The organism is Streptomyces dysideae, assembly GCF_001514305.1.
Taxonomy (GTDB): Bacteria; Actinomycetota; Actinomycetes; order Streptomycetales; family Streptomycetaceae; genus Streptomyces; species Streptomyces dysideae.
In genome coordinates this window covers 221,336-230,988 of the sequence record NZ_KQ949077.1, presented here as the reverse complement: position 1 = coordinate 230,988, position 9,653 = coordinate 221,336, and the positions used below count along the sequence as shown (strand labels likewise).

The following is a 9,653-nucleotide window of genomic DNA, read 5'->3' as shown; positions in this document are numbered from 1 at the left end:
GGCGTGACCGCCCGGGGCCTGTGCGGGTCGGTGGCGCGGCTGCCCGGGGCCTGTGCGGGACAGCGGCGTGACCGCCCGTAGCTGTGCGAGCCGGCGGCGAGGCTGACCGCAACTTGCGGAGACCGACCAACAACCCCCTCACCTATCCCAGGAGTTACACCATGTACGACCTCAGAAACGTCACCAAGCGCTACACCCGAGGCAAGGACACCGTCCATGCCCTCGACGGCGTCGACCTCACCATCGCCGACGGGGACCGGCTCGTCATCCAGGGCCCCACCGGGGGCGGCAAGTCCACCCTGCTCCAGATGCTCGGGGGGCTCGATCGGCCCAGTTCCGGGGAAGTCGTGCTGGACGGGACCGACTTGGGCAAACTGTCCGAGGCGCGGCTCACCAAGGTGCGTAGCGAGAACATCGGGTTCGTGTTCCAGTCGTTCAACCTCATCCCGACGCTCACCGCGCAGGAGAACGTCGAGACCGCCCTCGTGCCCCTCGGCGTCAAGACCAAGGAGCGGCGCGAACGGGCCGCCGAGGCGCTGGAGTCGGTCGGGCTCGGGGAGCGGCTCGGGCATCTGCCGGGTGAGATGTCCGGTGGCCAGCAGCAGCGCGTCGCCATCGCCCGCGCGCTGGTCAAGCAGCCGAAGGTGCTGCTGGCCGACGAACCCACCGGAAACCTCGACGAGTCGATGCGCGACGAGATCATGGACGTACTCGAACGCATGTGGAAGGAGCTCGGGCTCACTTTCATCATGGTCACCCATGACTCGGCGATCGCGAAAAAGGCTCCCCGACTGGCCACAATCAAGAAGGGGAAGATCACCGTCAAGGAGAACGCCGCTTCCTGAACAGGGACTTGGCTGAAACTCAGGCCGATTCTGTGCGGTTCCTGTCTATTGAGGTGACTGATCACCCCCCGGCATACTGCGTATTCCGGGGGGTGCGCGTGATCGCGTATGCGCGCTGGACCACCCCCGGCCGGATGAACGGGGAATTCATCCGGTACCTAAGCAAGGGGGAATCTTGCGCAGACAAGTGAAAAGAGCGTGCGCTGCCGCGGTAGCCACAGCTGCGGCCACCGCCCTCGCCGCGGGCATGACCAGCCCGGCGTCGGCCGAGCCCGAGCAGCGTACGAGTCCGGCCGCCCAGCTCGCGCCCGAGCACCGGATCACGCTGATCACGGGTGACCGGGTCACCGTGGACGCCAAGGGCCGCGTGGTCGGCCTGGAGCGGTCCGAGGGGCGTGAACGCATACCCGTGCAGATTCGCAAGGCCGACGGGCACACGCTCGTCATACCCGCCGACGCGGCCCGTCTGGTCGCCGCCGGCAAGCTGGACCAGCGGCTCTTCGACATCACCGAACTCAGCAAGTCCGCCACCCGCAGCTCCCAGAAGAACGGCCTGAAGGTCATCGTCGGCTACCAGGGAGCCGCCACCGCCGCCAAGGCCGACGTCCGCGACGCGGGCACCCTCCGCCGGACCCTCAAGTCCCTGAACGCGGACGCCGTACAGACCCCGCACGAGGACACACCCGAGCTCTGGGACGCGGTCACCAACGGGGACAGGACCGCCGCCGGCGTCGCGCACGTCTGGCTCGACGGCATCCGCGAGGCCAGCCTCGACAAGTCCGTGCCGCAGATCGGCGCCCCCAAGGCGTGGGCGGCCGGCTACGACGGCAAGGGCGTCACCATCGCCGTACTGGACACGGGCGTCGACGCCACCCACCCGGACCTGAAGGACCAGGTCGTCGCCGCCAAGAACTTCACCCCGGCCACCACGGCCGAGGACAAGGTCGGCCACGGCACCCATGTCGCGTCGATCGCGGCCGGCACCGGCGCTGCGTCTCCCGCGGGGTCTGGCGGCAAGTACAAGGGCGTCGCACCGGGCGCCGACATCCTCAACGGCAAGGTCCTCGACGACCAGGGCTTCGGCGACGACTCCGGCATCCTCGCCGGCATGGAGTGGGCAGCCGCGCAGGGCGCCCAGGTCGTCAACCTCAGCCTCGGCGGCATGGACACGCCGGAGATCGACCCGCTGGAGGCGGCGGTCAACAAGCTGTCCGACGAGAAGGGCATCCTCTTCGCGATCGCGGCCGGCAACTCCGGCCCGGAGTCGGTCGGTTCACCGGGCAGCGCGGACGCCGCCCTCACCGTCGGCGCCGTCGACGACAAGGACGTCCTCGCCCCCTTCTCCAGCACCGGGCCGCGCTTCGGCGACGGCGCGATCAAGCCGGACGTGACCGCGCCGGGCGTGGACATCACGGCCGCCTCCGCCAAGGGCAGCCTCATCGAGCAGGAGGTCGGGGAGAACCCGGCCGGCTATCTGAGCATCTCGGGTACGTCGATGGCGACCCCGCATGCGGCGGGCGCGGCGGCGATCCTCAAGCAGCGGCACCCCGACTGGACCTCCGCCGAACTGAAGGGCGCGCTGACCGCGTCCACCAAGGGCGGCAAGTACACGCCGTTCCAGCAGGGTTCGGGCCGGATCCAGGTCGACCAGGCCCTCAAGCAGACCGTGATCGCCGACCCGGTGTCGCTGAGCTTCGGGGTGCAGCAGTGGCCCCACACCGACGACAAGCCGGTCACCAAGCCGCTGACGTACCGCAACCTCGGTAAGACCGACGTCACCCTCAAGCTGGCCGTGACCGCCACCAACCCGAAGGGGCAGGCCGCTCCGGCCGGATTCTTCAAGCTCGCGGCGACCACCGTCACGGTCCCGGCGGGCGGCACGGCCACCGTCGACATGACCGCCGACACCAGGCTGGGCGGCACCCTCGACGGCTCCTACTCCGCGTACGTGACCGCGACGGGCGGCGGGCAGAGTGTCCGTACCGCCGGCGCCGTACAGCGCGAGGTCGAGTCGTACGACGTCGCCGTCAAGCACATCGGCCGGGACGGCAAGCCGACCCCCGACTACCTCACCGTCGCGTTCGGCTACACCGGCCTGGCCAAGGACCGCGCCTACCTGGTGCCGTCCACCGCGTCCGGCACGACGACGATGCGGCTGCCCAAGGGCACCTATCTGATGGACGCCTGGATCGTGCCGGCGGAGGGCGCCGAGGGGCCCCTCGACTGGATCGTCCAGCCGAAGCTGTCGGTCACCAAGAACACCTCGGTGACGTTCGACGCCCGTAAGACCAAGGTGGCCGACATCACCGTCCCGGACCGGCAGGCGAAGCCGGCCTCCGCGACGGTCGGCTACACGTACGAGGCGGCCGAGACCGGTGTCATTGTCGGCGGCAGGTCCTTCGCCGACATCCGCCTGGCGTACCAGGGCGCCGCGGTGTCCAGCGGTCTGACGCAGACCTGGAACGGCCAGTGGACCAAGGGGGCGAGTGCCGAGTACGACGTGGCGACCACCGCCAAGGTCAAGAAGCTCCAGGGGGACAAGGTCCGGCACTTCAAGGCGAGTGAACTCGCCAAGGTGAAGAACAACCTCGGCGCCCCGGCCCCCGGCAAGACCGGCGGCCTCACCGCGCTGGGCCTCTTCCCCGAGGACTTCGTCTTCGGCACGGCCGTCGAGCAGAAGCTGCCGGGCGCGCGCACGCTGTATCTGTCGACGTCCGACAAGATCCAGTGGACGTTCGACTTCGAGCAGTACGCCGGCAAGGACGCAGACGGCTTCCCGGTCACGGAGTCGTTCTACACACTCGGCGCCCCGCAGACCTTCAAGGCGGGCAAGAGCTACACGAAGACCTTCAACACGGCGGTCTTCGGCCCGCACCTCAACGCGGACTTCGGTCTGTTCCGCGAGGGCAACGAGATCTACGGCTACCTGCCGCTGTTCGCCGACGCCCACAAGCACGCGGGGTCCTCGGACTTCACGTCGGTGACCACGAGCCTGTACCGCAACGGCACCAAGGTCGGCACCAACACCGACCCGTTCTTCGGGGCGGAGACGTTCAAGGTCCCGGCCGGTGACGCCGAGTACAAGCTGACCACCTCGGTCAAGCGGAGCGCGAAGCTGGCGGCCGCGTCCACGCGGATCGACGCGAGCTGGACGTTCCGCTCGAAGAAGGCCGAACTCGCCAAGCTCCCGGCGTCCACGGTCCGCTTCAACGCCACCACGGGCCTGGACAGCAAGGTCCCGGCCGGCAGGACGGTCAAGATCCCGGTGAGCGTCGTGGGCTCCGCGGCGGGCGGCAACCTCAAGTCGCTGTCGGTGTGGGTGTCGTACGACTACGGCCAGACCTGGAAGAAGACCGAGGTCAAGAACGGAAAGATCACCGCGAAGAATCCGGCGGCCGGGAAGGCGATCTCCTTCCACGCCAAGATCACGGACAAGAAGGGCAACAAGTCGACGATCTCGATCTACAACGCGTACTACGGAAAGTGAGCGGTAAGTCACTCCGCAGGTAGCTCCGTACGCGGACGGCCTGTCCGGGACCTCGGTCCTGGACAGGCCGTTGCGGTTCCGGTCACAGGTCGACTACCCCGGCGACGGCCGGTCCCAGATCGGTTGGGAGGTGGGCCACCGCAAAGGCGACAGCCTCCTCCGCCGTGTCGGCCTCACAGATCAGACCGGCGTGCAGGAACTTCTGGACGCGATAAGGACTGCCTTCGTACGCGGGGACGACGGCTGTCGCCACCCTGGACGGAACACCGGTGGAGACGTTGAAGCCGAGCGTCCAGTGGCTGGAGATGGGGTACAGCTGCCGGAGCCGCGGTTCGGCGTGGGCCGCTTCCACGAGAAGGCCGAACTCAGGGAAGTCCGGCTTGGTGGCCGCCCATTCCCGCATCAGGCGCCACTGCACGTCAACTGCCGCGGCCGGCCCGCGTTCGTGAGCCTCCGCGAGCTCGGTGAAGCCCAGAAACGGCAGCAGGCGCCGCAGGTCCCGCAGGCTCCGGCCCTCCCCCCAGGCCACACCCGCTCTGACGACATCCGAGAGATCCGATGTCGCTCCAGTGATGAGTTGGACGCCTTGACTCCAGCCGGAGACGACGAACCGGCGGGCCTCGGCCCCGATGTGCACGGAGAGCGGCCCGCGCGCGGGCACCGAGGCCGCGATGGCCGCCGAAGCGGATGCTCCCCAGTCGCCGGGCACCACAGTGAGATCGACAGCGAGCTCGGCTGCCAGCCGTTCCAGCGCGACGGCCAGGCTGCCCGCGGCGGCCAGGTCGGGGTATAGGGCGGAGTTCACCCAAGCAGTGTCACGTCAACAAGGCGGAACTGCACCGGATGCGTCATTCGATGTGGGGCACAGTTCGTCGTTGCCCAGGTGGTCGAGGCCGGCGGCGTCGGCGATGGCGTCCCGCCGGGTGGTGTAGCCGATCAAGTCGCCGGAATCCGCAGGTCGGCGGCGGTGGCTCCGCACGACCGGTCGCTCAACTCGCCCCAGCAGGACACCTCGTGGACCGCTGGCTCGGCGAAGATCACCTGGAGCCTCGTACTGGAACGCCCAACGCTTGATCCCCTACACCACGACGCGGGACGCGACCGCGTCGGCCGTATGGTGCCGGTTGATGGTCGCTGCCCTTCAGGGAGTGAACTGATCGTGCAGGAGATCGGACCGTCGGCCCGGGCTTCGGCCACGGCTTCGGAGGTCTCGTTTCCGGCGCCCTGGCCGCGCCGCTTCGGCTGACACACGGTGTCGCCGTGCGGGAATCTGGCCGTCTTCGCGGGGGTACACGCGCTGCGGGCGCCGTCGCATCGTTCCGCAGATTCTCTTGCGGAAGTGCGGCCCGCACCCCTTCATGCTTGGAACGGCGAAGATCATGACCTTCCCGGATGCCCGCCTCTGGTCTACACGGAGTCGCTGCACAGCGGTGACACCACCGACGATCCGGCACTCGTGGAGTAGTACCGCAGGTCGTACGATCGGCTCAGGGCCGTCGCACTGTCACCGGAAGCGTCCCTCCTCCTCACCGCCCACCCCTGGGCCCCCTTCGTCGCCGCGCTCAAGGCCGACGAGCTGACCGCCTGAGCGGGATGCGAGGAAGCCGCATCAAAGGAAAGTCACCTGCATGATGTAGAGGCGTTCGTGGCGGGGGACGACGAGGTAGTTGAAGAATCCGCCGGCGACGTGGGCGAACCCGCCTTTCGGTCCCTCTCCCTGGCAGCCGGTTCCGTCGAGGTGGAACGCGGCCGCGGCGCGGACCAACTCGTCCGCCTTCTTCTCGACCTCGGCCACGAACGCAGGCGGGGCTCCGCCGATCACGGTTGTTCGTCCGGGTCGTACTCCCACTGCCAGGTCACGACACCGCCCGCACGGCTTCGTCCTCAACGGCGGCCAGTTCGATCATGCCGTGCCGGAACGCGGGGTCGTCCTTACCGGTCGTGCCGTGCACGGAGGCGAGTGCGGCGTGGTGACGGGCGGACAGGTCGGGGCGGCGCTCGATCTCCACCTGCGCGTGCCAGTGGGTGAGCCACGCCTGGAGGTGGCCGATCTTGCCGTCCTGGATTGCGGTGGCCAGTGCTTGTTCCTTGTGCCGTTCCATGTCGCCGAGTCGGTGGGGGGCGACACGAGCGAGGGCGGTGCGGATGGCTTCAGGGGTTCGTTCGGGCCGGGGGATCAGATCCTGTCCCCCATGGTCGGGCTGCGTGGTCACGTGCGTTCCTCCGCTTGGCCTCCGGATGCCCACGGTACTGGCAGAGGCGGGACGGCAGAGGCCTGCCTGCTTCGGGGGCCTCAAGCCCGTCACCGCTGCTGTGCCCGCGTCTCCGCTTTCAGGGCCGCGCTGAAGAGGTCTGCAACGGACTCCTTCACCGCGTAGTCGGCGCCGCCAGGGGCTTCCCACCAGTGGAACAGGAAGCGGCGCCCGGCCTCCTTGCGTGCCCGGCCGGCGGTGACGCCGGGCGGTTCGGTGATGTGACGGGGCAAGCGGTTCGGTTTTCGGCAGGCCTCAGTCCCCGCTGCCGTACGGCCTCGTCAGGATCTCCAGGTTGTGCCCGTTCGGGTCGTCGAAGTACGTACCCCGGCCGCCGTCCCGGTGGTTGATCTCGCCGGGGCGGGAGTGGGCCGGGTCCGCCCAGTACGTCAGGCCGGCCTTCTGGACGCGGGTGAATATCTCGTCGAACTCGTCCTCCGAGACCAGGAAGGCGTAGTGCTGCGGGGTGATCGCCCCGGTGGTGTCCATGAAGTCGAGGGTCACGCTGTTCGGGACGTGTACCGGGATGAACGGGCCGTACTGCGGGCTCACCTCCAGGCCGAGGATGTCGGCGAGGAAGCGGGCCGCGGCGTTCTTGTCGTGTGCGGTGACGATGGTGTGGTTCAGCTCAACGGTCATGGTGTGGGCCTCCTCCTGCCTCAACATACTCCGGGCCAAGCTAAGGTAAGGTTTACCTTAGTAGTTGGCTGTGCGGTCGACCGTCTGCTGAGGCGCCGTACCGCGACACACTGAGGGCCCCGGAGCAGTGCGGCAGTGCGGCTCCGGGGCCCTCGGTCCTGTCGTGCGACCGGCGTCAGATCGTCGCCGTGTCGATCACGAAGCGGTACCGCACATCACTGCTGACCACGCGGTCGTACGCTTCGTTGATCTGGCTCGCCTCGATCAGCTCGATCTCGGATCCCAGGCCATGCGCGGCGCAGAAGTCGAGCATCTCCTGCGTCTCGGCGATGCCGCCGATCATCGAACCGGCGAGGGTCTTGTTGCCGCCGATCAGGGAGAAGAGGTTGAGCGCGATCGGCTCCTCGGGGGCGCCGACGTTCACCAGGGCGCCGCCGGTCTTCAGCAGACTCAGGTACGCGCCGAAGTCCAGCGGCGCCGACACCGTGGAGAGGATGATGTCGAAGGTTCCGGCCAGCTCCTGGAAGGTCTTCGGGTCGCTGGTGGCGTAGTAGTGGTCGGCGCCCAGCTTCAGGCCGTCGTCCTTCTTGCGCAGGGACTGCGAGAGGACGGTCACCTCGGCGCCCAGCGCGTGCGCGATCTTGACGCCCATATGGCCGAGGCCGCCCAGGCCGATCACGGCGACCTTCTTGCCCGGGCCCGCGCCCCAGTGCCTGAGCGGCGAGTACGTGGTGATGCCGGCGCAGAGGAGCGGCGCGGCCACGTCCAGGGACAGCCCCTCGGGGATGCCGACGACGAAGTTCTCGTCGACGACGACCTTCTCCGAGTAGCCGCCGTAGGTGGGCTCGCCGTCCTTGCCGATGGCGTTGTACGTGCCGACGTTGCCGCCCGTGCAGTGCTGCTCCAGACCGGCCTTGCAATTCTCGCACTCGCGGCAGGAGTCGACCAGGCAGCCGACGCCCACGCGGTCGCCGACGGCGAACTTCGTCACACCGGAACCGACCTCGGAGACCACGCCGGCGATCTCGTGGCCGGGGACCATCGGGAAGATCGCCTCGCCCCAGCCCTCCTGGGCCTGGTGGATGTCGGAGTGGCAGATCCCGGCGAACTTGATGTCGATCAGGACGTCGAACTCGCGGACCTCGCGGCGTTTGATGGTGGTGCGCTCCAGCGGAGCCTTGGCGGCGGGTACGGCGTATGCGGCGACGGTGGTCATGCCGGGGTTCTCCTAGCTGAAAGTGTCGCGCCCGGCTGCCTTCGGCCGGACACGCTGATCAGCATGTCGGACAATCGGACTGCCACCCAGACCCCGCCTGTACCTACGCTTGCCGATCCTACCACTGGCGGGGTCAGGCTCGTGGGCATACGACCGTGAATACTTTAGGCATGGACGAAAAGCCCGAACCCGTACCGGGGCACGCCGCCGACACCGGTGCGGCCTTGGACCGGCGCGCCGAGCTCAGCGAGTTCCTGCGCACCCGGCGTGCCCGGCTGAAGCCGGAGGACGTCGGGCTGCCGGACTTCGGACGGCACCGCCGGGTGCCGGGGCTGCGCCGCGAGGAGCTGGCGCAGCTGGCCGGGGTGTCCGTGGCGTACTACACACGCCTGGAACAGGGCAACGGGCGGAACGTCTCCGCCGAGGTCCTCGACTCCATCGCCCGGGCCCTGCGGCTGACCGCCGCCGAGCATGCCCACCTGACCCATCTGGCGAAGCCCAAGCAGCACAAGAAGAAGCAGGCGGGGCGGACCGAGCAGGTGCGGGGCGCGCTGCGACAGCTGCTGGACTCGATCGACGGGGTCCCGGCGTACATCACGGGCCGACGCTCGGACATCCTCGCCTGGAACCGGATGGCCGCCGCCCTGTTCGGCGACTGGGGGGAGCTGCCGGCCCAGGAGCGGAACTGGGCGCGGCTGGTGTTCCTCAAGCCGGAGTACCGCGACCTGTTCGTGGAGTGGGACCAGAAGGCGTCCGACATGGTCAGCTATCTGCGCATGGACGCGGGCTGCCACCCCGACGACCCGCGCCTGTCCGCCCTCGTCGGCGAACTCTCCGTGAAGAGCGAGGAGTTCAGACGCCTGTGGGCCACCCACGACGTCAAGGAGAAGAGCTACGGCATCAAGCGCATCCGGCACCCGCTGGTCGGCGACCTCGTCCTCTCCTTCGAGTCCTTCCAGTTGTCCGACGGAAGCGGGCAGGGCCTGATCACGTACCACGCGGAACCGGGGTCACCGTCGGCGGAGGCGTTGCGGTTGCTGGCGAGTTGGGGGACGGATGCTACGCGGGCGGGCACGGCGACGCCGTCGGCGTGACATCGCGAACCGGGACTGACAATGAGGGGCCTGAGCCGACCTTCGGTGCCCTTGAGGCCCGGCGCGAAGGATGTTCATGGGCGACGACTACAGCGCGTCAAACGGTGGCACGACACGGAC

At 68.6% G+C, this 9,653-nt stretch carries 9 protein-coding genes and 1 pseudogene; 4 read left to right on the top strand and 6 right to left on the bottom strand.

The window, feature by feature from the left end; genetic code table 11:
• Positions 1–161: 161 nt before the first annotated feature.
• Positions 162–845, top strand: coding sequence for an ABC transporter ATP-binding protein (locus AQJ91_RS07420; protein WP_067017649.1), 684 nt, complete (start codon positions 162–164; stop codon positions 843–845).
• Between the two features lie 247 nt (positions 846–1,092).
• Complete coding sequence (locus AQJ91_RS07415) at positions 1,093–4,332, top strand: S8 family peptidase (protein WP_234381868.1); 3,240 nt, start codon at positions 1,093–1,095, stop codon at positions 4,330–4,332.
• Between the two features lie 82 nt (positions 4,333–4,414).
• Here the strand turns inward: AQJ91_RS07415 and AQJ91_RS07410 are convergent, their stop codons facing one another.
• Positions 4,415–5,137: a DUF6193 family natural product biosynthesis protein gene (locus tag AQJ91_RS07410; protein ID WP_067017647.1), complete on the bottom strand. Its 723-nt coding sequence runs from the start codon at positions 5,135–5,137 to the stop codon at positions 4,415–4,417.
• A gap of 499 nt (positions 5,138–5,636) precedes the next feature.
• Here AQJ91_RS07410 and AQJ91_RS55250 point away from each other — a divergent pair.
• Positions 5,637–5,920, top strand: a pseudogene (locus AQJ91_RS55250) (Scr1 family TA system antitoxin-like transcriptional regulator); the annotation flags it as partial.
• Positions 5,921–5,941: 21 nt separating this feature from the next.
• On the opposite strand, the gene AQJ91_RS07405 reads toward AQJ91_RS55250, so the two are convergent.
• The 5 genes from AQJ91_RS07405 to AQJ91_RS07385 all read right to left on the bottom strand — a co-directional run bounded on the left by AQJ91_RS07405 (position 5,942) and on the right by AQJ91_RS07385 (position 8,439).
• Positions 5,942–6,127: a hypothetical protein gene (locus tag AQJ91_RS07405; protein ID WP_324617980.1), complete on the bottom strand. Its 186-nt coding sequence runs from the start codon at positions 6,125–6,127 to the stop codon at positions 5,942–5,944.
• A 61-nt stretch (positions 6,128–6,188) separates the two neighbouring features.
• A complete protein-coding gene (locus AQJ91_RS07400) occupies positions 6,189–6,545 on the bottom strand; it encodes a DUF6247 family protein (protein WP_067017645.1) in 357 nt (118 codons plus the stop codon).
• Between the two features lie 89 nt (positions 6,546–6,634).
• Entirely contained in the window at positions 6,635–6,817 is a 183-nt protein-coding gene (locus AQJ91_RS07395) for a DUF6416 domain-containing protein (RefSeq protein ID WP_067017644.1), read from the bottom strand.
• 22 nt (positions 6,818–6,839) lie between these two features.
• Positions 6,840–7,223 (bottom strand): VOC family protein, encoded by a 384-nt coding sequence (locus AQJ91_RS07390; protein WP_067017642.1) that lies wholly within the window; start codon positions 7,221–7,223, stop codon positions 6,840–6,842.
• Positions 7,224–7,398: 175 nt separating this feature from the next.
• Entirely contained in the window at positions 7,399–8,439 is a 1,041-nt protein-coding gene (locus AQJ91_RS07385; RefSeq protein WP_067017641.1) for an NAD(P)-dependent alcohol dehydrogenase, read from the bottom strand.
• 170 nt (positions 8,440–8,609) lie between these two features.
• On the opposite strand from AQJ91_RS07385, the gene AQJ91_RS07380 reads away from it, so the two are divergent.
• Positions 8,610–9,533 (top strand): helix-turn-helix domain-containing protein, encoded by a 924-nt coding sequence (locus AQJ91_RS07380; RefSeq protein WP_067017640.1) that lies wholly within the window; start codon positions 8,610–8,612, stop codon positions 9,531–9,533.
• Positions 9,534–9,653: the final 120 nt, after the last annotated feature.

Bases quoted from the DNA above. Each gene is read 5' to 3' on its own strand.
- AQJ91_RS07385 (WP_067017641.1), bottom strand. From the start codon at position 8,439: ATGACCACCGTCGCCGCATACGCCGTACCCGCCGCCAAGGCTCCGCTG.
- AQJ91_RS07420 (WP_067017649.1), top strand. From the start codon at position 162: ATGTACGACCTCAGAAACGTCACCAAGCGCTACACCCGAGGCAAGGAC.
- AQJ91_RS07415 (WP_234381868.1), top strand. From the start codon at position 1,093: ATGACCAGCCCGGCGTCGGCCGAGCCCGAGCAGCGTACGAGTCCGGCC.
- AQJ91_RS07390 (WP_067017642.1), bottom strand. From the start codon at position 7,223: ATGACCGTTGAGCTGAACCACACCATCGTCACCGCACACGACAAGAAC.
- AQJ91_RS07380 (WP_067017640.1), top strand. From the start codon at position 8,610: ATGGACGAAAAGCCCGAACCCGTACCGGGGCACGCCGCCGACACCGGT.